Origin of the sequence: Actinomadura litoris, assembly GCF_009733595.1 — a bacterium.
Lineage (GTDB): Bacteria > Actinomycetota > Actinomycetes > Streptosporangiales > Streptosporangiaceae > Spirillospora > Spirillospora litoris.
Map to the genome: position 1 here is coordinate 1 of NZ_WOFH01000014.1, position 21,560 is coordinate 21,560.

18 protein-coding genes and 1 rRNA gene are annotated in these 21,560 nt (G+C 73.9%); 5 read left to right on the forward strand and 14 right to left on the reverse strand.

Translation table 11 applies throughout. The annotated features are described in order from the left end of the window. Positions 1–223 precede the first annotated feature (223 nt). Positions 224–340, forward strand: a 5S ribosomal RNA gene (rrf, locus tag GNZ18_RS32325). Between the two features lie 41 nt (positions 341–381). Here rrf and GNZ18_RS32330 read toward each other — a convergent pair. From GNZ18_RS32330 to GNZ18_RS32345, 4 genes are all read right to left on the reverse strand, one after another. Beyond that, positions 382–996, reverse strand: a complete 615-nt coding sequence (locus GNZ18_RS32330; RefSeq protein WP_156220452.1) for a TetR/AcrR family transcriptional regulator — start codon at positions 994–996, stop codon at positions 382–384. Positions 997–1,001: 5 nt separating this feature from the next. Next, on the reverse strand, positions 1,002–1,781 hold the full coding sequence (locus GNZ18_RS32335; protein ID WP_156220453.1) for a fatty acid desaturase family protein: 780 nt from the start codon (positions 1,779–1,781) through the stop codon (positions 1,002–1,004). Beyond that, positions 1,778–3,322 carry a phytoene desaturase family protein gene (locus tag GNZ18_RS32340; protein ID WP_156220454.1) on the reverse strand — a complete coding sequence of 515 codons (1,545 nt, stop codon included), beginning with the start codon at positions 3,320–3,322 and terminating at the stop codon, positions 1,778–1,780. Before GNZ18_RS32340 ends, GNZ18_RS32335 begins: the two co-directional genes overlap by 4 nt. A gap of 113 nt (positions 3,323–3,435) precedes the next feature. Continuing rightward, positions 3,436–3,756 (reverse strand): YciI family protein, encoded by a 321-nt coding sequence (locus tag GNZ18_RS32345; RefSeq protein WP_156220455.1) that lies wholly within the window; start codon positions 3,754–3,756, stop codon positions 3,436–3,438. 743 nt (positions 3,757–4,499) lie between these two features. Here GNZ18_RS32345 and GNZ18_RS43360 point away from each other — a divergent pair. Then, positions 4,500–5,669 carry an RDD family protein gene (locus tag GNZ18_RS43360; protein WP_156220456.1) on the forward strand — a complete coding sequence of 390 codons (1,170 nt, stop codon included), beginning with the start codon at positions 4,500–4,502 and terminating at the stop codon, positions 5,667–5,669. Here GNZ18_RS43360 and GNZ18_RS32355 read toward each other — a convergent pair. The 4 genes from GNZ18_RS32355 to GNZ18_RS32370 form a co-directional block, all read right to left on the reverse strand. Next, the gene (locus GNZ18_RS32355; RefSeq protein WP_214620458.1) at positions 5,666–6,226 is read right to left on the reverse strand and encodes a P-loop nucleotide/nucleoside kinase family protein; all 561 of its coding nucleotides are present in this window, start codon (positions 6,224–6,226) and stop codon (positions 5,666–5,668) included. The two genes, GNZ18_RS43360 and GNZ18_RS32355, sit on opposite strands and share 4 nt — an antisense overlap. Beyond that, a complete protein-coding gene (locus tag GNZ18_RS32360; protein ID WP_312874876.1) occupies positions 6,223–7,332 on the reverse strand; it encodes an enolase C-terminal domain-like protein in 1,110 nt (369 codons plus the stop codon). The genes GNZ18_RS32355 and GNZ18_RS32360 overlap by 4 nt, the downstream gene beginning before the upstream one ends. Before the next feature lie 36 nt (positions 7,333–7,368). Next, on the reverse strand, positions 7,369–8,880 hold the full coding sequence (locus GNZ18_RS32365; RefSeq protein WP_156220457.1) for an LCP family protein: 1,512 nt from the start codon (positions 8,878–8,880) through the stop codon (positions 7,369–7,371). A gap of 237 nt (positions 8,881–9,117) precedes the next feature. After that, entirely contained in the window at positions 9,118–10,554 is a 1,437-nt protein-coding gene (locus GNZ18_RS32370; protein ID WP_214620456.1) for a GuaB1 family IMP dehydrogenase-related protein, read from the reverse strand. A 707-nt stretch (positions 10,555–11,261) separates the two neighbouring features. On the opposite strand from GNZ18_RS32370, the gene GNZ18_RS32375 reads away from it, so the two are divergent. Next, the gene (locus tag GNZ18_RS32375; RefSeq protein ID WP_214620455.1) at positions 11,262–12,173 is read left to right on the forward strand and encodes an Lrp/AsnC family transcriptional regulator; all 912 of its coding nucleotides are present in this window, start codon (positions 11,262–11,264) and stop codon (positions 12,171–12,173) included. 107 nt (positions 12,174–12,280) lie between these two features. Here the strand turns inward: GNZ18_RS32375 and GNZ18_RS32380 are convergent, their stop codons facing one another. The 5 genes from GNZ18_RS32380 to GNZ18_RS32400 all read right to left on the reverse strand — a co-directional run bounded on the left by GNZ18_RS32380 (position 12,281) and on the right by GNZ18_RS32400 (position 17,946). Then, positions 12,281–13,879: a Na+/H+ antiporter gene (locus GNZ18_RS32380; RefSeq protein WP_214620454.1), complete on the reverse strand. Its 1,599-nt coding sequence runs from the start codon at positions 13,877–13,879 to the stop codon at positions 12,281–12,283. A gap of 50 nt (positions 13,880–13,929) precedes the next feature. Next, a complete protein-coding gene (locus GNZ18_RS32385) occupies positions 13,930–14,805 on the reverse strand; it encodes a LysR family transcriptional regulator (RefSeq protein WP_156220460.1) in 876 nt (291 codons plus the stop codon). A 196-nt stretch (positions 14,806–15,001) separates the two neighbouring features. Beyond that, positions 15,002–16,597 carry an MFS transporter gene (locus GNZ18_RS32390; protein ID WP_156220461.1) on the reverse strand — a complete coding sequence of 532 codons (1,596 nt, stop codon included), beginning with the start codon at positions 16,595–16,597 and terminating at the stop codon, positions 15,002–15,004. Continuing rightward, positions 16,597–16,860, reverse strand: a complete 264-nt coding sequence (locus GNZ18_RS32395) for a ubiquitin carboxyl-terminal hydrolase 14 (RefSeq protein ID WP_156220462.1) — start codon at positions 16,858–16,860, stop codon at positions 16,597–16,599. The genes GNZ18_RS32390 and GNZ18_RS32395 overlap by 1 nt, the downstream gene beginning before the upstream one ends. Before the next feature lie 51 nt (positions 16,861–16,911). Beyond that, positions 16,912–17,946: a GDP-mannose 4,6-dehydratase gene (locus GNZ18_RS32400; RefSeq protein WP_156220685.1), complete on the reverse strand. Its 1,035-nt coding sequence runs from the start codon at positions 17,944–17,946 to the stop codon at positions 16,912–16,914. A 175-nt stretch (positions 17,947–18,121) separates the two neighbouring features. Here GNZ18_RS32400 and folP point away from each other — a divergent pair, with 175 nt between their 5' ends. Further along, on the forward strand, positions 18,122–18,976 hold the full coding sequence (gene folP / locus GNZ18_RS32405) for a dihydropteroate synthase (RefSeq protein WP_156220463.1): 855 nt from the start codon (positions 18,122–18,124) through the stop codon (positions 18,974–18,976). 70 nt (positions 18,977–19,046) lie between these two features. On the opposite strand, the gene GNZ18_RS32410 is transcribed toward folP, so the two are convergent. Next, a complete protein-coding gene (locus GNZ18_RS32410) occupies positions 19,047–19,727 on the reverse strand; it encodes a CGNR zinc finger domain-containing protein (protein WP_214620452.1) in 681 nt (226 codons plus the stop codon). Positions 19,728–19,981: 254 nt separating this feature from the next. Here GNZ18_RS32410 and GNZ18_RS32415 point away from each other — a divergent pair, with 254 nt between their 5' ends. Next, the gene (locus tag GNZ18_RS32415; RefSeq protein WP_156220465.1) at positions 19,982–21,547 is read left to right on the forward strand and encodes a Na+/H+ antiporter; all 1,566 of its coding nucleotides are present in this window, start codon (positions 19,982–19,984) and stop codon (positions 21,545–21,547) included. The last annotated feature ends 13 nt before the right edge of the window (positions 21,548–21,560 follow it).

Sequence of the window (21,560 nt, forward strand, 5' to 3'; positions counted from 1 at the left end):
CGCGGTAACGTGTGGAGTCGACCGGTACTAATAGGCCGAGTGGCTTGACCACACAATACGTTCAAGACATGTCGCAGTGTTGTTGTGTGGTGTTCGCGTCCCTGTGTGGTTCCCGGAAAACAAACGGGAACCCGTTGGTCTTTTACAAGTGAATGTTTCGAGCCTGGTCTCGGACGATGAGTTTCCCGCGCCCCTGGTTGGTTTGGGGTGTTGGGGTTGGTCGTTCGGTGGTTTTGGCGAGAGGGAAACACCCGGTCCCATCCCGAACCCGGAAGTTAAGCCTCTCAGCGCCGATGGTACTGCATGGGGGACTGTGTGGGAGAGTAGGACGCCGCCGGACTCTTTGTAGGGAAGGGCCCCGCCTCACGGCGGGGCCCTTTCTCATTTGTCAGGAAAGGTGCCACCGCCCCGGGCGAAGGCGTCCCAGAGAATGGCTGCCGGCTCCATCGTGGTGAAGAGCGACTCGATGCGGTCGCGGTCGCCGTCCAGGTGCGTGATGGTCTGGATGCCGAGGAACATGGCGACGGCCATCAGGCCGATCTCGCGGGACGGGGCCATGTCCTCGAAGGCCGTCCCCTGGACGAGGCGGCGGATCGCGGCGGCCGCGAAGTCGGCCCACGGTTCGACGTGCGCGAGCAGTTCCGCGCGGAGCCGGGGGGAGGCGGACGAGGCGGCGAAGAGCTCCTGCACCGCGTCGATGTGTCCTTCGTGCTGCATGTCCTCCGCGTACAGCTCCCGGAGCCGGGCCAGCAGTTCGGTCGCGTCCGTGCAGGAGCCGAGAGCCTCCTCGTAACAGGCCATCCGGATCTCGCTCGTGTGGCGGAGGGCGGCGAGGAGCAGGTCCTCCAGGTCGTCGAAGTGGTAGTAGATGACGCCAGGGGCGAAGCCTCCGGTGCGGGCGATCGACCGGGCGGTCGTCCCGCCGTAGCCCTCGGCGGCGAGCGTGCGTATCGCCGCTTCGAGGAGGCGTTTCCTGGCCTGCGCGCGTGGCGCCATCGCGGTCAGATCACTCTCCGGGGACGAACACCGGCGTCGGCGAGGACGGGGTCGAGTCGGCGGGCGAGCCGGGCGAGGTGGTGGCTCGGCACCTGCGGGTAGAGGTGGTGCTCCAAGTGGTACGTCAGCTCCAGGAACAGCGCCGGGATGACACGGCCGCGCAGGGTGTGCGTCTGCGTGAGCGGCGTGTCTCCGTAGTGGCGGTGCGGCAGGTGGACGGTCAGCAGCGGGTACACCCAGCTTCCCACGATCATCATGACGGCGTACACGAGGAGCCCGCGCCAGAGCAGGATCCCCGCGCCGACCGCCGCCACGGGTACCGCCGCCTCGGCGAGCAGCCACAGGCGCCGCCGCGCACGGCCGCGCCGGTACGCCCAGAGCCACAGCCGGGCCAGGAAGACCGGGCCATAGGCGATCGCGCCGAGCGCGGACAGGTCTGCGGGGTAGCCCTCGGGGTCGTCGTCGCTCGGGAACGTCCGGTGGTGTTGCAGGTGGGTGGCGCGGTAGGCGTGTCCGCTCTCCAGCAGGACGGCGCCCAGGAGGAACAGGGCCCACTCGGTCGCCGTCCGGCCGAGTCCGAGGGAGCGATGGACGACGTCGTGGGTCGCGGTCACCACCGCGACGAAGATCCCGAAGGCGATCGGCGGGGTGAGCCACCACCATCCGGCGGTGGCCACCGCAGCGAGAAGGGCCAATCCCGCGTAGGGGAGGGACAGGGTGAGCACCCGGCGGCGACGGGTGGTTACCAGGAGGTCGGGACCGAGGTCGGCCAGCTTCGGGATCATCGGCGTGCCGCCGTCCGGCGTGCGGCCCGCAGGACGTCGTCCGCGACGATCCTGCTGCCGAGCGCGCACGCGACGGTGCCGAGGCCGGGCCAGGTCGAGTCGCCCACGAGCCACAGGCCGGGTACGCCGAGGGAGTGCGGGATCGCGTTCTGGTTGGCGTTGCCCGGTGTCTGGTGGGCCCCGCCGACGGCGCCCCGTGGACGGAACGCGAACCGCTCGTAGGAGCGAGGCGTGCCCACGTCCCAGACCAGAGCCCTTTCGCCGAGGGACGGGTGGACGCGGCGCGCCAGCCCGACGAGCCGTTCTCCGATCTCCCGCTTGCGCGTCTCGTAGGCGTCGGCGGAGAGGCCCTCCCAGCCGGACAGCCCGGTGTGCGTGGAGATCATGACGGCGCGGTGCCCCGCCGGCGCGCTGTCGGTGTCGCCGGGCGCCGACACGGAGACGAACATGTTGTTGCCGTCGCCCAGAGGTCGCCGGTAGTCCTGCATGAGCTGGTGGTGGGTGAACTCCTGCCCGGCGACCTCGTCCTCCGGCACGCCGAGGAAGGCGACGATCGCGCCGCCCAGCTCGGCCGCGTCGCGGTCCAGGTAGGGCTTGAGGCGGGATGAGAGGGCGGGGACGATCCGCGCGGTCGTGGAGGCGGGGAGCGCGCTCACCACCTGGCGGGCGTGGACGGCGCCCCGCCCGGTGTGGACCTCGAACGCCCCGTCCCGTCCGGTGACCCGTTCGGCCCGGCAGGCGGTGTGGAGTCGCCCGCCCATCGCGCGGTAGTGGGCGACGAAGCGCCGCCAGAAGCCGCGCATGCCGCCCTGCGGGCGGGTGAGCCCGGCGCCGCGGATCGTGACGCCGAGGGCGGCGTTGATGAGCGGGGCGCGGTCGAGGGAGCTGTGCACGGTGTCCTCGACCAGCATCGCCAGCAGACCGGCCAGGGGCGCGTCACCGCGCAGGCCGTGCCGGCTCAGGCTCTCCCCGAGGGTGGTGTTCATGTGGCGGGCGAGCGGCAGCCCGCGCGGGCCGAGCACCCGCAGGTTGTGGAGGGCGTCCGCGGGACGGCGCATCGGCAGGCGGACCCCGGCGCGGCTCGCGTCCCAGAACACCTCCGCGAGCTGGTCGAGATGGGACCAGAACGCCCGGTGGCGCGGGGTGTCGCCCAACGCGCGCAGCCGCTCGCGGCGCCACGCGGCGGTGTCCCGGTGGAGGGTGACCTTGCGGTCGGGCAGCCAGCCGACGTAGCCGGGCAGCGCCTCGCCGGGGACCGGGGCCATGCCCACGCCGTCGAGCAGTTCGGCGCCGACGCCGCCGGGCTCGAAGTCGACCATCGTCGTCGCCCCCACGTCGAAGGAGAACCCGCGCCGGCGGTAGTAGCCCGCGCAGCCCCCGGCGTGCCCGTGCGCCTCGACGACCAGCGTGGACATCCCCGCGGCCTGGAGGCGTGCCGCCGTCGCCATCCCGGCGAGGCCGCCGCCGAGCACCGCGACCTCGCAGGAGGCGGGGAGGCGCGCCCGGACGCGCCGCGCATTCTGAACCTCTGTTCTGAACATGTGTTCAGATTCAGGGCGCGAGCGGGTGAGGTCAACGCCGCTGGCAAGATCCGGCCTGCTGGGTTCCGGACCGCCCCGTCCCGCCTATGCTGGTCCGCCCCGCGCTGGTGCGGCTAGGAGGTCGCCGGGGGAGCGCCCTCCCGGTCGAGGAGCGCCGCGATGTCCGGATGCACGCGACGGGGGGCGACGGTGGTGATCGTGTAGCGGCCGACCCCGGCCCGGACGAAGGGGTCCTCGACAAGGACCCGCTCGATGCCGGCGCGGTCGACGCCCGCGGCGATGATCAGGCCGCCCGCCGTGGACGGCACGGTCTGACCGGACACGAGGAACGTCCCGGCCGCGTGGTGGCGTTTCAGGAACTCGATGTGCTCGGGGATGTGCGGTGTCGCCTCCTGCTCCGTCCTGGTGTACTCCATCCGCAGCAGATGCAGCATGTCCGAGCGTCCTCCGAAATCAAGGCCCTGATGGTCCGCCCAGTCTCCCAGATCCGGGCAGGCGGGGCGTGCCATCGCACCGGGAACCCTCGCAGGGAGGGTTCTACGTCCGAGGGCCGCCGGAAGGACGATCCGCCGCCGGATCCGGTATGCGGGCGCTTCCGCCATTTCGCCTTCACGACCCTCGTGCCGGGCGCTGCGATGAGGCCGCACCCGAGGCCAAGAAATGGAAGGAAGGCGACAGCGGGAAGGAAGTCCCCATCGCCTGGAGGACGGTTCTGTGCCCGTGCCTCCGATATACCGGCCCCGAACCGGCGACGATGTTTTTTTCTGCCAGGACCGGTGGACAAGCCGGATAAACCCAGCTTATGCCGGAAGACGTCCCGCCACCGGAGGATCCGTGACCGGTGCGAGGCGATCCCCGTGCACCGCTGCGGGGCGGGTGGCCGTGCCGCAAAAAATCTACATTGTAAAGGCAGTGGGCTGTCAGTGGGCCTGCGATCATTTTTTCGCAAGTCTATTGACTTTGATGAGGACAGTCGGGGGTAGAGAAACGGCCTTTTCCTGGTGAATAGCGGGCCTTCTACGGCCGGGTGTCAGGTTCCCAGTTCGGCGGGTGCCCGGTCACGTTGGAAGCGGGGCCTGCGGCAGCCGGTCGGAGACGCCTGGCAAGGAGGGGGTGGAGACTCGCGTCGGCGTGCGAGGACGGGGTTCGCGTCCTACACTCCTGACAATCCCGCGTTTTGATCGACCGAGAACTCAAGATGTTAGGGGCGTTCGTGTACGGGCCTCCGCCTTCCCCGCCATCCCCTCCGCCGTTCGCGGGGCCGCCTCCGCCGCCCGTCCCGTATGCGGGGCCGCCGGAGCCGGAGCCCTCGGACGCGCCGCCCCGCGGCCGCCGCCTGGCCGCCTGGACGATCGACGCCGCGCTCATGGCGGGCGTCGCCGCCCTGCTCGGCACGATGACGTGGGGGCGCCTGCACGGCCTCCTCGTGGACGGCCTGTGGGGCAAGGCGCTGGGGGCGGTCGGCGGGCTGGTGCTGACGGGCGGCGACGTCCAGAAGGCCGCCGAGGACTTCGGCCTGGGGATCTGGAACTCGATCGTCACCGACATCGAGCAGGCGCTGCTCCTGCTCGTCCTGACCGAGTTGCTGTACCAGTTCGCGGCGCAGGCGTTCGCGGGGCGGACGCTCGGCAAGGCCGCCCTGGACCTGCGGGTCACCTCCGGCGCGGGGAGGCCCGCCAAGGCGCGGGCGCTGCGACGCGCGCTGGTCACCACCGCCGGCAGCAGCGGGCTGTACTGCACCGCCTGGTTCCTGCTGCTGGAGGGCATGTTCTTCCTGGCCGTGCTGGTGTGGCTGGCCGCGCTCGCCGTCTTCGCGGCCAACAGCGCCCCCGCGCTCGTGGGCGCCCGCCGCCGGACGCTCGCCGACCTCGCCGCGGGCACCGCCGTGGTCCGCGCCCGCTCCTACCGGCGTGCCGCCGAACTCGCCGTCCAGGGCGCGGGCATCGCCTGGGACGGGACGCAGGCGGCGGGCCAGGTCGCCGGGCGGGCCGTCCGCGAGAACGCCGCGCGCGTCGCTCAGGCCGAGTCGGTGCGCCGGGCGCTGGACTCCGAGCGCGCCCGCCAGGTCCAGGACATGGGCAAGCGCCTCGGCGGCCGGCTCAACGACGCCTACCAGCAGCGCCGCGACGCCCGCCGCGAGCCCGGGATCGCGGCGGCGGAGCAGCCCGCCGCGCTGCTGCCGCCCGAGCCGCACTACGACCCGTACGGCGTCCACGGCGACCAGGGGGCCCAGGGCGGGCAGGGAGTCCAGGGCGGGCAGGGCGCCTACGGCGTGCCCGCCGACCCCTACGCCCCGCCGCCGCCCTACGGCCCTCCGCCGCGTCCTGGGGACGCCCGGCCCAACTAGGGGAGCAGGTCGTCCAGCTGGGCGTCGAGGGCGGCCGGGGCGGTGAGCCGGTTGTCCACGGCGAGGTGGGGGACCGGGGGCGGTTCGTCCGGCCGCATCCGGGCGACGAACGCCTCGAAGCCGGCGAGCTTGCCGGTGTCGCGGGCCGAGCCGCGCTCGCGCAGGCGGTGCCGCAGCGTCGCGGCGTCGGAGCGGATCCAGACGAGCGTCACCGGCGGGCCGCCGAGGTCCGCGACCCATTCCGCCCAGCGGGCCGGGTCGCGGATCTGGGCCGTGAACGGGCCGCTGAGCAGGACCGGGCAGCCGTGCGAGCGGATCTCGCGGGCGGTGGCCGTCATGCCCGCGTACTCATGCGGCTTCACGTGCGCGTCGTACCAGGCGCCCTCCCGCTCGCCGGGGTCGCGGGAGCGGGCGGCGAGGGTCGCCGCGACGAACGCGCCGTACATGGTGTCCTTGTCGAGCAGCGCGGGGACGGGCCGCAGCCGCCGCAGCAGCAGGGCGGACACCGTCGACTTGCCGCCGCCGGGCGGGCCCGCGACGACCCAGGCGGGGGTCACGCCGACAGGCGCATGCGGCGGGTCGCCAGGCGCCCGATGCGCTCCTCGTCGATCTCGTGGCCGAGGCCCGGCTGGGTGAGCGGCACGCCGACGACCCCGCCGGACGAGCGGACGGGCGGCGTCACGAACACCGGTCCGCGCGCCGGGTCGGACACATCGCTCGGCAGCGTGCAGCCGGGCAGGGCCGCCAGGGCGACGGCGGCGGCCTGGCCGATGCCGAACGCGCCGGAGCCGCTGCACCACACGTCCCAGCCCGCCGCGTAGGCGAGGTCGTGGGCGCTGCGGGCGGCGGTGAGCCCGCCGAGCCGGTCCAGCCTCAGGTGCAGGGCGCGGCCCGCCTCCAGCGACAGGGCCGCGTCGAGGGTGTCGAGGTCGCCGACGTGCGGGGCGATGGCCGTGCCGACCCGCTGCTGGAGCCGGGCGTGCGCGGCGAGGTCCTCGGCGGCGAAGGGCCGCTCGATCGCCACCGGCCCGTAGGAGTCCAGGCCCTCCAGGACGGCCAGGTGCTCGGGCGACTCGGTGTAGGCGTGCCCGGCGTCGGCGACGAGCGCGAGCGCGGGGTAGGCGTGCCGGATGGCGCGGACGGGCTCGATGTCCCAGCCGGGTCGGATGTCCAGCGTGACGCGGGTGTGCCCGGCGCCGATCGCCTGGTTCACCCGGCCCGTGACGGTCTCCAGGACGGGCTCGGGCGCGATCCGCGAGCCCGTCACGATCGAGGTGCGGGTGCCGCCCAGCGCGTGCGCCAGCGGCAGGCCCCGGGCGCGGCACCACAGGTCCCAGCAGGCCACGTCGACCGCGGCGGCCGCGTCGCGCGCGCCGAGGTCGGCGGTGGCGGACACGTCCTCGGGGCGGTCCCAGTCGAGCCCGATGAGGGCCGGGCCCATGCGCTTCTCGATGTCGGCCCAGGCGGGCTCGGCGGCGGCGCCGGGGACGGCCGCCTCGCCCCAGCCCACCGCGCCGTCCTCCTCGGCGAGCCGGACCAGGATGCTCTCCGGCCGCCGCCCGCGCGGCATTCTCACGCGGAAGGCGTCGCAGCCGTGGATCCGGGGCACCCGTATCGCCCTCTCGTGGTCGGAGACGTCATGGTCGGAGGTGTCGCCCCCCAATGATCCCCCCTCCGGGGGCCGGGCGGGACTCGCCCCTCAGGACGGGCAGCTCGCCTCCAGCGACACCGGCTTGGTCTGCGAGTGCGGGCGCGAGCCGGGCTTCGTCCCGGCCTGCGAGCCGTTCCCGCCCGTCGGGGACGTGCTGGGGGACGCGGTGGACGTGCTGGACGTGCTGGGCGAGGCGCTCGGGGACGCGCTCGGCTCGTCGGTGCTGAGCGCCTTGTCGGCCAGCTTGCGGATCAGCGTGAAGTCGGGGTTCGCGGTGCTGATCAGCGGCGGTACGAACGGCAGGCTGTTGATCTGCGCGCCGTCCTTGACCTTGGAGGACAGCTTGACCAGCGCGGGCAGCAGCTCCTGCGGGATGTCGGTCGACAGGGTCCGCTTGGCGGCCGAGGCGAGCTTGTCGAACTTGGTCAGCACGGTCTGCGGGTCGGCCTGCTGGGCGATCGCCCGCATCAGGCACTTCTGCCGGCCCATCCGGACGTAGTCGTCGCTGTCGGTGCGGGAGCGCCCGTACCAGAGGGCCTCCTTGCCCTTCAGCTTCCGCTCGCCGGGGGCCAGCACCCCGCCCTGCTGCCCGTAGGGGATCGGCTCGGTGATCTTGACGCGGACGCCGCCCATCGCGTCGACGATGTCGGCGAACCCGAACATGTCGACCAGGATGTAGTAGTCGACGCGGATGCCGAGGATCCCGGCGATCGTGGCCTTCAGCAGCTCGGGCCCGCGGTGGTTCTTGGCGACGCCCGGGACGATGTCGGGGTGCTCCTCGGCGTACTGGTAGACCTCGTTCAGCAGCCCCGGGGTGGCCGGGCCGTCGCCGGTGAAGCCGTAGGGGAAGCGGTCGCGGGCCGGGCCGGGCGGCAGCGGGAACCGCTCCAGGTTGCGCGGCAGGCTCAGCAGCACCGTGTCGCCGGTCTTGGTGTCGACGCTGGCCACCGTCATGCTGTCGGTGCGGACGCCCTCCCGGTTCGCGGCGGCGTCGCCGCCGAGCAGCAGCACGTTGACGCGCCGCTCACCGTTCCAGGGGTCGGAGGTGTCGATGTGCCGGCCGTTCTCGCTGCCGGTGTGGAAGATGCTGGTCAGCGCGTCCCGGTAGACGTAGGTGCTGTGCGCCGACCAGGCCATCGGCACCGCCACCGCGAAGCACATGACCGCGACGGACCCGGCGCCGAGGGCGCGGGCGCTCACCGACATCCCCGCCGGCCGCAGCACCTGGTAGGAGCGGATGACCACGACGATCCACACCAGGCCGAGCACCACGAGCCCGGCGGCGATCCGCTGCAGCGCGTCCGGGCGGAAGGCCAGGTGGACGAGGTCGGAGCGGTAGACCGTGAACGCGGTGCCGACCGAGGCGGCCACGAGCAGGTAGAGCGCGAGCAGCAGCCCGCCCGAGATCCGCCGGCCGGTGGACAGGTGCGCGACCCCCCACAGCAGCGCGGAGGCGAGCGTCAGCGCCAGCGCGCGGGGCAGTCCCCGGCCCCGCGACTCGCCGCCGGCGCCCTCCGCGTCCTCCGTCGGCGGGCGCCGGCTCGCTGATCGACTCGACATGTACGCTCCGATTCCCCGCCCGCGCGAACTCATCCACCGGCTCACATTATGGACGCGCGAAACCGCGCGAAGGTTGCGTGAAAGTCGACCGAATGCGAGCTTTTTCCCGCATCATGTGCAGCTCATGTTCAGAATATGCAATCCCGGACGGCGATCGGACCGCGCCCCCTCCCCAGGGGCGTTCGAACCGGCCGCCGGGAGCGTTCGAACCGGACACGGCGGCGGCCGGGGGACGGATCACCAGCTCGTGTCCAGCGGCATTCCCTCGGCGTAGCCGGAGGAGCTCTGGATCCCGACCGTCGCCCGCTCGTGGAACTCCTCCAGCGTCCGCGCGCCCGCGTAGGTGCACGAGCTGCGCAGCCCCGCGACGATCGAGTCGATCAGGTCCTCCACGCCGGGGCGCCGGGGGTCGAGGAACATGCGGGAGGTGGAGATCCCCTCCTCGAACAGCGCCTTGCGGGCCCGGTCGAAGGGGGAGTCCTCGGCCGTGCGCAGCCGGACGGCGCGCGCCGAGGCCATGCCGAAGCTCTCCTTGTAGAGCCGCCCGTCGGCGGCCCGCTGCAGGTCGCCGGGCGACTCGTAGGTGCCGGCGAACCAGGAGCCGACCATCACGTTCGCCGCGCCCGCCGCCAGCGCCAGCGCGACGTCGCGCGGGTGCCGGACGCCCCCGTCGGCCCACACGTGCCGGCCGAGGCGGCGGGCCTCGGCGGCGCACTCCAGCACCGCGGAGAACTGGGGGCGGCCGACCCCGGTCATCATCCGGGTCGTGCACATGGCGCCGGGGCCCACGCCGACCTTGACGATGTCGGCGCCCGCCTCGATCAGGTCGCGGGTGCCCTCGGCGGTCACCACGTTCCCGGCGACCACCGGGACGGCCGGGTCCAGGGCGCGGACGGCGGCCAGCGCGCCGGTCATCTTCTCCTGGTGGCCGTGCGCGGTGTCGACGACGAGCAGGTCGACGCCCGCCTCCAGCAGCGCCGCCGCCTTGCCCGCGACGTCGCCGTTCACCCCGACCGCCGCGCCGACCCGGAGCCTGCCCGCGCCGTCCACGGCGGGCTTGTAGAGCGTGGCGCGCAGCGCGCCCGTCCGGGTGAGGACGCCGGTGAGCCGCCCGGCCGCGTCCACGACGGGGGCGAGCCGGTGGCCGCGCCCGTGCAGCCGGTCGAACGCCTCGCGGGGGTCGACGCCCGCCGGGAGCGTGACGAGGTCGCGCGACATGATGTCGCGGAGCTGGGAGAACCGGTCCACGCCCGCGCAGTCGGCCTCGGTGACCACGCCCACGGGGCGGTCGTCCTCGACCACGATCACGGCGTTGTGGGCGCGCTTGCCGAGCAGCGCCAGCGCGTCCCCGGCGGTGCGGGCGGGGCCGAGCCGGATCGCGGTGTCGACGATCAGGTCGCGGCCCTTCACCCAGCCGACGACCTCCGCGACCACCTCGCTCGGGATGTCCTGCGGGAGCACCGCGAGGCCGCCGCGCCGGGCGACGGTCTCGGCCATCCGGCGGCCGGACACGGCCGTCATGTTCGCCACCACCAGCGGGACGGTCGTGCCGCTGCCGTCGACGGTCGACAGGTCCACCTCCAGGCGCGACCCGACCGCCGAGCGGCGCGGGACCATGAAGACGTCGTTGTAGGTGAGGTCGTGGGTTGAAGCCTCAACATTCAGCAGGCGCACGCTGACTACACACCAATCGCGGATCAAAGTGGCTGGGCCACCGTACATTGTGATCCATACCCGAGGATGCTCCGCACAAGCCCGGGCGCGACCCCTCCCTCACCCCCGCGAAAGGCCGCCTGATCTGCGGCGATGACGCTCCGTCCGGGGCAGGGGCCCCGGCCCGCCGGGGCGGCGCGCTCCAGGGCCTCCGGCCGGGGGCGATCGAGACAGAACATGCGGAGAAGGAAAACAGTGCAACGTGAGGCTTAGCTCTCTGTAAAGTTACCTCTTGACGTAACTGCGCCCCCGATGCACTTTTCTTACATGTGCCTCACGCGAACGGCCGACCCGCCGTAGGGGGCGTGACATCAGAACACCGGGAGAAGCGCATGCAGGCCACGCACTTGGACCCGGTCGGCCGCGTTCGTTCGCGCCGCGGGCCGCCCGCCCCGCGAGGCGATCCCCTGAGTGATCACCGCCACCCCGCACGCCCGCCGCCCGGCGCCCCCGCGCCGGGCCCCCGGCGCGGGCACGGCAGCGTTGCGCTGCCGCATGGGCTCGTCCGGCGCCGAATTCGTCGCCTCCGCGACCGGAGACCGACGCTTCGACGGCGGCCGGGCATGGCGAACACGAGCAAGATCAATATTTGACGTCAGACCGTCCTGAAATGGAATGATCTTGCAGTTGCTGGCAAAACGATTCAACTCATGTCGAGGAGGACAGCCGTGCTGGATGCGGTCGACGCCGTGCTCGTCCGCGAGCTCCAGCGGGATGGCAGGGCGACGTTCCAGGCGCTCGCCGACCGCGTCGGGCTTTCCCGCACGGCCGTGCGGGCACGGGTGCAGAACCTTCTCGAAACCGAGGTCGTCCGCGTCGTCGGCATCGTGCACGCCGCCGTCGTCGGCGCGGAGGCGATCGGGCACGTCTCGGTCACCGTGGACGGCTCGGCCCGGGAGGTGGCCGCGGCCGTCTCCGGGCAGCCGGCCGTCAGCTTCACCGCGCTGACCGCGGGCCCCTACGACCTGGTCGCGCAGGTGCGCACCCGCGACGACGCCGCGCTCGCGGCCGAGGTGGACCACATCCGGTCCGTCCCCGGCGTGCGCGCGGCCGAGGTGTTCCGCTCGATCTCCACCGTGCGCGACACGCACGCGGTCGTCCGCGAGCTCGGCGAGGTCACCCTCGACGACATCGACTGGCGGCTCCTGCAGGAGCTGCAGCGCGACGGCCGCGCCCCCTACACCCGGCTCGCGCACATCATCGGGCTGTCCCAGGCCGCCACCCGGGCGCGGGTGGTCAGGCTGATGCGCACCGGCGTCATCCAGGTCACCGGGCTCGCCGACCCGCTCGCGCTCGGCGCCGCCGAGCTCGGCGGGTTCGGGCTGGTGGTGACCGGCGCGCTGCGCAAGGTCGCCGAGGCCGTGGCCGCCCAGGAGGGCGTCCGCTACCTCGCGACCGGGTTCGGCCGCTACGACATCGTCGGGCAGGCCGAGGCGTCGTCCCGGGCGGAGATCGTCGCGGTGCTGGACGCCATCCGGGCCGTGCCGGGCGTGACGGTCCGCGAGTCGTGGCACCACCTGGACGTGGTGAAGGAGTCCTACGCCGTGGAACTCCCCGAAAGACCCCTCAACGGCGCGTGAGAAAGGGCGCCTCGGCCACGGCGTCGACCGTGGCCGGGGCACCGGCCGCCCCGCCCCCGCAGGGCGCGGCGCGCGGGTTCGTCCGCTGTGGCCTGGGCCGCCACTGGTCAGTCGCGGTTCAGCGCCACCTCCTCCAGGTCCAGCTCGTGCAGGACGCGGTTCAGCACCTCGTCGTCGATGCGGCGCTCGTCGCGCATCCGCACGAACACCTGCCGCTCGGCCGCGAGCATCTCGCGCCGCAGCCGCCGGTAGGTCGCCGTCGGGACCTCCTCGCCCGCCGGGCCCGTCCCGCCGCCGAGCCGCTCCCAGGCCCGCAGCTGCCGGTGCTCGGCGAGCTGCCGCAGCCGCTCCACGACCGCCGCGTCCAGCTCCTCCTCGGCGTCCAGCTCCTCCAGCCGGTCCAGCGACGCCTTCGCGGCGGCGTGCTGGGCGCCCGCCTCCGCGACCGTGTCGGCGTAGCGCTCCCGGGCGCTGCCGACCCGCAGCACCCGGATCAGCGCCGGGAACGTCAGGCCCTGCACCAGCAGCGTCCCGAGGACGGTCGTGAACGTGAAGAACAGGATCAGGTCGCGGCCGGGGAACGGATCGCCGTCGGAGGTCGCGAACGGGATCGCGAACGCCGCCGCCAGCGACACCACGCCCCGCATGCCCGCCCACGACACCACGACCCGGTCGCGCCAGCCGACCTCGCCCTCCCGCTCCCGGACCCGCCGCGACAGCAGCCGCGGGACGGCCGACGCCGGGAAGATCCACACGAACCGGGCCGCGACCGTCACCGCGAAGATCGCCGACGCCCAGCCCAGCAGCTCCGGCCACCCGTGCCCCGACAGCCCGTCGATCACCGGCGGCAGCTGGAGCCCGATCAGCAGGAACACCACGGTCTCCAGGACGAAGACCATGACCTTCCAGAACGAGTGCCCGATCAGCCGCGTCACCGCCGGCGAGTCGGTGAAGCGGTGCCCGAGGTACAGCCCGCTGACCACCACCGCGATCACCCCGGACGCGTGCACGGTCTCGGCGAGCAGGTACGCCGCGAACGGCGCGACCAGCGCCACCCCGTTCTCCACGAGCGGGTCGTCCAGCCGCGTGCGCAGCCAGTGCAGCGGCGGCCCGAGCAGCAGCCCCACCGCCGCCCCGGCCACCGCCGCGAACAGGAACCGCCACACCCCGTCGGCGAGCGTGAAGCCCGCGCCCGTCGCCGCGACGACCGCGACCCGGAACGCCGTCAGCGCGGTCGCGTCGTTGAACAGGCTCTCCCCGACCAGCACGGTCACGCTGCGGCGCGGCAGCCCGAGCCGCTGCGCGATGCTCACCGCCGCCACCGCGTCCGGCGGCGCCACGATCGCGCCGAGCACGAACGCCGCCGACAGCGGCAGGCCCGGCACCAGCAGGTGCGCCGCGTACCCGACCGCGAACGTGGTGAACAGCACCAGCCCGACCGACAGCAGCGTGATCGACCTGACGTTCTCCCGCAGGTTGTAGAACGAGCTCTGCCAGGCCGCCGAGAACAGCAGCGGCGGCAGGAAGACGTACAGCACGAACTCCGGGTCGAGCTCGAACTCCGGCACGCCCGGCACGAACGTCACCAGCAGGCCCGCGATCACCAGCACCAGCGGTGCCGACAGGCCCAGCCGCCGGGCCCCGGCGGCCACCATCAGCGCGCTGACCGGAATCGCCAGCAGCCACAGCGCATGCGTCGTCTCCACCGGCAGATGATCCCACGAGGCGGCCCCCGCGGCACCCGCCGCCCGGCGCGTCAGTGCTGGTCGCGGGACGTGCCCTTGGCGAAGGCGAGGAAGTCGCGCGCCGCCGGGGGGAGCTGCCGGTGCGCGTGGACCAGCCCGATCATGCGGGTGATCGGCGGCATGAACGAGCGGACGGTGACGCCCTCGGTGTCGTCGAGCTGGTTGCGGTACCACAGCAGCGAGCCCAGCCCGGCGCGCACCCAGCCGAGCCAGGCGCCGCGCTCGTCGGACTCCACCGCGGCGACCGGCGTCGCGCCGATCCGGCGCAGCATCGCGTCGATCTCGGCGCGCCGGGCGCTGCCCCTGGCGGGCAGGACGAGCCGCATCCCGTCCAGCGCGGTCAGCGGCACCGGCTCGCGCACCTTCAGCGCGGGCGGCGAGATCAGCACCACCTCCCGCTGCTCGAACGGGTGGGCCGCCATGTCGCCGGGCACCGGCAGGTCGGCGAGCGCCAGGTCGGCGCGGCCCGCCCGGACCGCCGCCGCGACCTGGTCGCGGTCCTCGCAGCGCACCACCCGGATCCGGACGGCCGGCTGGTCGCGGGCGAAGCGGGGGATGAGCCGCCCGGTCAGCTCCGGCTCCAGGGACGCGGTGGTCGCCACCCGCAGCTCGGCGCCCGGACGGCCGTTGGCCTTGGTGACCGCCATGCCCTCGATCGCGTCGACCGCCTCCAGCGCGACCCGCGCCTGCCGCACGACGCGCTCGCCGACGGCGGTGAGCACGACGCCGCGTCCCGAGCGCGCGAACAGCTCCACCCCGAGTTCGCGCTCCAGTTCGCGGACGGCCCGCGACAGCGCGGGCTGGGCGACATAGAGAGCCTGGGCCGCCGACGTCATCGTGCCGTGGTCGGCGGTCGCCACGACGTAGCGCAGCTGCCGCAGATTCATGCCCTGACCGTATGCCAACCGGCCGACCCGGTCCTGGACATAGCCGGATTAGGACTGTGTTTGTTGAAGTCCCGGCCCGCGGCCGCTCGCCTGGCGGCCCACGGCCGTGACCGTGCCTTCGGGCGCGGCATCGCTTCGCGACCTTCCCGGTGGGGGCCGCCTCCGGCGTCGCCCCACCGGTCGCCCCGCCGCTCGGCTACGCGCCCGCGCCGTGCCTGGCGGGGACGGTCTCCGGTTCGGGCTGCAACTGCGGCGCGCCCACGCCGCAACTGCTCTTGCACTGCGGCTCCCGGCGCTCCCCGGACGGGCCGCGCAGCGCGTCGGCGCTCACCGTCAGGAAGCTCAGCATCGCCCCGGCCAGCAGCAGCCCGGCGCAGACGATCATCGCGATCCGGAACCCGTCGGAGAACTCGGCCGGATCGGTGAACGCGGCGCCGGTCAGCCCCGCCAGCGGCGGGATCGCCGCCACCGCCAGCAGCCCCGCCGCCCGCGCCACGGCGTTGTTGACGCCGCTGGCGACGCCCGCGTGCCGCTCGTCGGCGGAGGCCAGGACGGTCGAGGTCAGCGGCGCGACCACCGCCGACAGGCCCAGCCCGAACACGATCACGGGGGGCAGCACGTCCCTCGCGTACGAGGCGCCCGCGCCGATCCGGCCGACCAGCACCATCCCGACGGCCGCGACGACCAGGCCCACCGTCATCGGGATCCGCGGCCCGATCTTCTGCGCGAGCGCGCCCGCCCGCGCCGACAGCAGCAGCATCAGCGCCGTGACCGGCAGCAGCGCCGTGCCCGCCGCGATCGGCGAGAACCCCCCGACGACCTGGAGGTTCAGCACGAAGAGGAAGAAGAGCACGCCCATCCCCCCGTACACGACGAACGTGACGAGGTTGACGGCGGAGAACTGCCGCGAGGCGAACACCTCCAGCGGCAGCATGGGGTGGGGCACCGCGCGTCCGGGCCGCTTCGGAGAGCGGGAGGAGTCGGCCCCCCGCAAGGGAGCGGAGCGGAGGCCCGGCAGGTGCCGCCCCCGGCCGCGGGCGCGTTCCACCAGCACGAACACGACGGCGGCGACGATCCCGCCCACGCCCGCGAAGACGGCGGCGGTCGCGCCGGAGCCGCCGCCCGGCGCCTCGGTGAGCGCGTAGGTCGTCCCGGCCAGCGCCAGCGCCGCCAGCGCGGCCCCGAGCACGTCGAAGCGGCCGCTCGCGTCCGGGTCGACGCTCTCGGGGACGTGCCGGACCGCGACCAGCACCACGACCGCCGCCAGCGGGACGTTGAGCAGGAACACCCAGCGCCAGCCCGCCGCCTCCACCAGCCAGCCGCCCGCGAACGGTCCGACCGCCCCCGCGACGCCGCCGAGCCCCGACCAGGCGCCGACCGCGCGGGGCCGGTCGTCGGAGCTGAAGGACGCCTGGATGATCGCCAGCGACCCCGGCGTCAGCAGCGCCCCGCCGACCCCCTGCAGGGCCCGCGCGGCCACCAGCATCCCGACGTCCTGAGCGGCCCCGCACAGCACCGAGGCCACCGCGAACCACACCACGCCGACCAGGAAGATCCGCCGCCGCCCGTAGCGGTCGCCGAGCGAGCCGCCGAGCAGGATGAACCCCGCGAGCGTCAGCGTGTAGGCGTTCACCGTCCACTGGAGGCCCGCCATGTCGGCGCCGAGGTCCTCGCCCAGCCTCGGCAGCGCGACGTTGACCACGGTCGAGTCGAGCATCGCCACGCTCGACCCGAGCACGGTCGCCAGCAGGATCCAGCGCCCCGGTGCGGTGCCCAGCCGGACGTCCGGCATCAGACGATCAGCTCGTCCACGAAGCACCACCGCCAGTCCTCGCCCGGCTCGAACGACCGGGCGACCGGGTGCCCCTCCTTCTCGAAGTGCGCGGACGCGTGCTTGTTCGGTGAGGAGTCGCAGCAGCCCACGTGCCCGCAGCCGAGGCACAGCCGCAGGTGCACCCACCGGGCGCCCAGCGCGAGGCACTCCTCGCAGCCGTCCGGGGTGTTCGGGGCCGGGTCCTGCGCCGGCAGGGACCGCACATGCTCACAAGTCGCCATGACAGCATCGTCGCACGCGGCCCCCCGAAGATCACCCGCGCGGGGGGCAGGTCACCAGTGGTCGGGCCCCGAAGGCTCGTCCTCGGGCCTCGCCGACCCGGCCAGCATCCGCAGATCGGACTCGACCATCATCGTCACCAGGCCCTCGAAGGACACCTCGGGCTCCCAGCCGAGCTGCTCGCGGGCCCGCTTCGGGTCGGCGCACAGCAGGTCGACCTCGGCGGGGCGGGTGTAGCGGGCGTCCAGGACGACGTGGTCCTCCCAGTCGAGGCCGGCCGAGCGGAACGCGAACGCCACCAGCTCCCGCACGGACCGGGTCTGGCCCGTCCCGATCACGTAGTCCTCGGGCGCGTCCTGGGCGAGCATCAGCCGCATCGCGCGGGCGTAGTCGCCGGCGTAGCCCCAGTCGCGGCGCGCCTCCAGGTTCCCCAGGCGCAGCTCGCCCGCCAGGCCCAGCTTGATGCGCGCCGCGCCCAGCGACACCTTCCGCGTGACGAACTCCGCGCCCCGGCGCGGCGACTCGTGGTTGAACAGGATCCCGCTCACCGCGAACATCCCGTAGGACTCGCGGTAGTTCTGGGTGATGTAGTGCCCGTAGCTCTTGGCGACCCCGTACGGGCTGCGCGGGTGGAACGGCGTCCGCTCGTTCTGCGGCGTCTCGCGCACCATCCCGAACATCTCCGAGGACGACGCCTGGTAGAAGCGGATCTGCTCGCGTCCGGGCGTCCGGGACGCGCTGACGCCCGACACCACGCGGATCGCCTCCAGCATCCGCAGCACGCCCATGCCGGTCACCTCGGCGGTCAGCTCCGCCTGCTGCCAGGACATCGGCACGTAGGAGATCGCGCCCAGGTTGTAGACCTCGTCGGGCTCCACCCGCTCCACCGCCGAGATCAGGCTGCCCTGGTCCAGCAGGTCGCCGGTGGTGATCCGCACGTCGCCGATGTGCTTGCGCAGCCGCGACACGTGCGGGTTCGCCTGCCCCCGCACCAGGCCCCACACCTCGTACCCCTGCTCCAGCAGATGCTCGGCCAGGTACGAGCCGTCCTGCCCGGTGATGCCGGTGATGAGTGCTCGCCTGGTCAGCGGATCCTCCTGGCCGAATCGGTCGGACGCGGGGCCGCCGCGGGCCGGGCCCACGGCGGGCGTGGCCTCTGAGGTTAGCGACACCGCGCGATGGTGACGAGCGAGGGCCTCGTTTGAACCGAACCGCCTTCTGGTTCGCGAGGGGGGCCCCGGATGTGCGACGGTGTGGTTCGTCATGAGCGATTCACACGGGGCCCCGCTGCGGCTGAACGGGCGCGGGCTCGGCCCGCGGGCGATCATGGCGGTGGTGAACCGCACGCCCGACTCCTTCTTCGACAGGGGCGCCACCTACGCCTTCGAGGCCGCCCTCGACGCGGCCGGGCGCGCCGTCGCGGACGGCGCCGACATCATCGACATCGGCGGCGTCAAGGCCGGTCCCGGCGAGGACGTCGGCGTCGCCGAGGAACTGCGCCGCGTCGTCGACCTGGTCGCCGCCGTCCGCGAGCGGCACCCCGGCGTCGTGATCAGCGTCGACACCTGGCGCGCCGAGGTCGGCGACGCCGTCGCGCGGGCGGGCGCCGACCTGCTGAACGACACCTGGGGCGGGCCCGACCCCGAGCTGGCCGGGGTCGCCGCCGCGCACGGCATCGGCCTGGTCTGCTCGCACGCCGGGGGCCTCGACCCCCGCACCCGCCCGCACCGCGTCGGCTACGACGACGTCATGGCGGACGTGATCGGGCACGTCACCGCCGAGGCGGAGCGCGCGCTCGCGCTCGGCGTGCGGCGGGACGCGATCCTCATCGACCCCGCCCACGACTTCGGCAAGAACACCCGGCACTCGCTGGAGATCAGCCGGCGGCTCGGCGAGATGACCGCCACCGGGTGGCCGGTGCTGGTCGCGGTGTCGAACAAGGACTTCATCGGGGAGACCCTCGGCCGCCCCGTCGACCGGCGCGGCGCGGGCACCCTCGCGGTCCTCGGCGTCTCCGCCTGGCTCGGCGCCCGCGTCTTCCGCGTCCACGACGTCGCCGCCGCCCGCCGCGCCCTCACCGCCGTCGGCGACCTCACCACGACCGCCCGGGGCGGCTAGCGCGGGCCTGGCGGGCCCTGGAGGGGGCCGGGGCGCGTTTCCAAGCGGCCTCGGCCGTCGCGCGGGCGCGCTAGCCGACCGGTGGGGGCGAGGCCGGAGGCGAGCCCCCACCGGGAAGATCGCGAAGCGATGCCGCGCCCGCGAACGCACGGTCACGCCCCGAGCCGCCGGGCGAGGGACGTGGGCCGGGACTCTGGGACACCGCCTCGCGCTGGCGGGCGCGGTAGGCGGCCACGTGCATGCGGTTGCCGCAGGTGCGGCTGTCGCAGTAGCGGCGGCAGCGGTTGCGCGACAGGTCGACCAGGACGCGCGAGCAGTCCGGCGCCTCGCAGGTGCGCAGCCGGTCGAGCTCGCCTTCGGCGACGACGTAGGCGAGGGCCATCCCGCAGTCGGCCGCCAGGTGCTCGCCCATGGGCGCGCCGGGCGCGAAGAAGTGCACGTGCCAGTCGTAGCCGTCGTGGTCGGTCAGGTGCGGGGTGGTGCGGACCCCGCCCACCACCTCGTTGATCAGCCGGACGGCCGAGGGCACGTCGGGCGCCCGGAACACCGCGTGGAAGCGCTCGCGCAGCCCGAGGACCCGCGCGAGGTCGGCCTCGGTCAGCTCGCCCACGCCGCTGAAGTCGTTGCGCTCGACGAACGCGCGCAGGTCGGGCAGGCCGGCGAGCTCCTCCTCGCCGTCGGTCGCGGCGCTGGTGTTGACCAGGTCGACGACCACGGCGAGCGCCTGCTCGGTGTCATGAGTGAAGATCACGGTGACTCCAGTCTCGGGGACCGGGGCCGACGGCTCCTGGGGTGGCACCCCCGGACCCCCGGCGCGTACGGGGGGTCGTGCGCCCCGGCACCGCCGGGACCGGAAACGCGGCCCGACCTCAACCATATGCCGCCCGGAACCCTCGTCCGCGCACACTCCGCCCGGACGATTCCGCGCGCCGCGAAAGGGACCGTTCCACTGATCCGGGCGCCCGCACGCGTATAGCGGCGCCGTTCTCGGAGAAGATCACGGGCGTGGGTGTGGACCGGCTGTTCGTGGTGTTCCTCGTCGTCGCCGTGGTGGTGCTGCTGACCCGCGCGCTGGCCGGGCGGCTGCGGGTGCCCGACGCGATCCTGCTCGTCCTGCTCGGGATGGGCGCCGGGTTCGTCCCCGCGCTGCCGGAGGTCGTGGTCGCGCCCGAGGTGGTGCTGTTCGGCTTCCTGCCGCCGCTGGTCTACCACGCGGCGTTCTTCACCGCGCCGCGCGAGGCCCGCGCCGACCTCACCGCGATCGTCACGCTGGCGTTCGGGCTCACCACCGTCACCACGGTCGCGGTCGCGGGAACGGTCCACGCCCTGCTGCCCGGGCTCGGCTGGGCCGCCGCGCTGGCGTTCGGCGCGGCCGTCTCGCCCACCGACCCGGTCGCGGCGACCTCGGTGATGCAGCGGCTCGGCGCCCCGCCCCGGCTGGTGACGATCCTGGAGGGCGAGAGCCTGATCAACGACGGCGCGGCGCTGACCGTCTTCGCCCTCGCCGTCGAGTCGCTCGACGGCGGGTTCACCCCCGCCCACGGCGCCCTGCGGGCCGTCCAGCTCGTGGCGGGGGGAGTGGCCTACGGGCTGGTGCTCGGCATCGCGATCCGCCGCGTCCGGCGCTCGATCAAGGACCCCGTCAGCCAGATCATCGTCTCGCTCGTCACCCCCTACCTCGCGTTCGTCCCGGCGGAGAACCTCGGCGTGTCCGGCGTGCTGGCCACCGTCGTCGCCGGGTTCTCGATCGGCACCCACGGGGAGGGCGTGCTCCAGCCCGCGTCGCGGCTGGTCGGCAACACCTTCTGGCAGATCCTCACGTTCCTGCTGGAGTCGGCGCTGTTCGTCCTGCTGGGCCTGGAGATCCGCGAGGTGCTCCGCCACCCCGGCGGGCACACCTGGGGCGAGGTCGCCCTGACCACGCTCGCCGTGTCGGGCGTCGTGATCGGCGTCCGGCTGCTGTGGCAGCTCGGCGCCGGGCCGCTCGCCCGGGCGGCGCCCGGCGGGCGGGAGCTCGGCCCCCGCCAGCGCGTCGTGATCGGCCTCGGCGGGATGCGCGGCGCGATCTCGCTCGCGATCGCGCTGTCGCTGCCCGCCGCCGTCGGGCCCGAGCGCGGCCTGCTCGTGCTGCTCACCGCGCTGGTGGTGCTGATCACGCTGATCGGCCAGGCGCCGCTGCTGCCGCTGCTGCTGCGCCGGCTCGGGCTGGCGGAGTCCGGACGGCGCAGGCACGAGTCGATGATCGCGCGCAGGGCCGGGCTGAAGGCCGCCCTCGCCCGGCTGGAGGAGTTGGCGGAGGAGGACGAGGTGGACGAGCAGACCGCCGAGGCGTTCCGGCAGATGCTGGAGGTCCGGCTGGAGCGCGTCCGCTACCTCCTCGACCGCGAGGAGGGCAAGGAGGAGAGGCGCCCGCCCAACAGCCGCCACGTCCGCGCCGAGCTGGTCGAGGCCCAGCGCGCGAAGCTGACCGCGCTCTACCGCAAGGGGCGGATCGGCGCGGCCACGCTCCGCGAGATCAGCCGTGAGCTGGACTTCGAGGACCCGTTCGTGGTCGGGAAGGCCCGCTCCTAGCGCGTTCCACCGG

What these genes read in the sequence shown, in the direction of transcription:
- GNZ18_RS32330 (WP_156220452.1), bottom strand. Translation starts at nt 996, where the DNA reads ATGGCGCCACGCGCGCAGGCCAGGAAACGCCTCCTCGAAGCGGCGATA.
- GNZ18_RS32345 (WP_156220455.1), bottom strand. Translation starts at nt 3,756, where the DNA reads ATGCTGCATCTGCTGCGGATGGAGTACACCAGGACGGAGCAGGAGGCG.
- GNZ18_RS32340 (WP_156220454.1), bottom strand. Translation starts at nt 3,322, where the DNA reads ATGTTCAGAACAGAGGTTCAGAATGCGCGGCGCGTCCGGGCGCGCCTC.
- GNZ18_RS32365 (WP_156220457.1), bottom strand. Translation starts at nt 8,880, where the DNA reads ATGTCGAGTCGATCAGCGAGCCGGCGCCCGCCGACGGAGGACGCGGAG.
- GNZ18_RS32335 (WP_156220453.1), bottom strand. Translation starts at nt 1,781, where the DNA reads ATGATCCCGAAGCTGGCCGACCTCGGTCCCGACCTCCTGGTAACCACC.
- GNZ18_RS32395 (WP_156220462.1), bottom strand. Translation starts at nt 16,860, where the DNA reads ATGGCGACTTGTGAGCATGTGCGGTCCCTGCCGGCGCAGGACCCGGCC.
- GNZ18_RS32390 (WP_156220461.1), bottom strand. Translation starts at nt 16,597, where the DNA reads ATGCCGGACGTCCGGCTGGGCACCGCACCGGGGCGCTGGATCCTGCTG.
- GNZ18_RS32385 (WP_156220460.1), bottom strand. Translation starts at nt 14,805, where the DNA reads ATGAATCTGCGGCAGCTGCGCTACGTCGTGGCGACCGCCGACCACGGC.
- folP (WP_156220463.1), top strand. Translation starts at nt 18,122, where the DNA reads ATGAGCGATTCACACGGGGCCCCGCTGCGGCTGAACGGGCGCGGGCTC.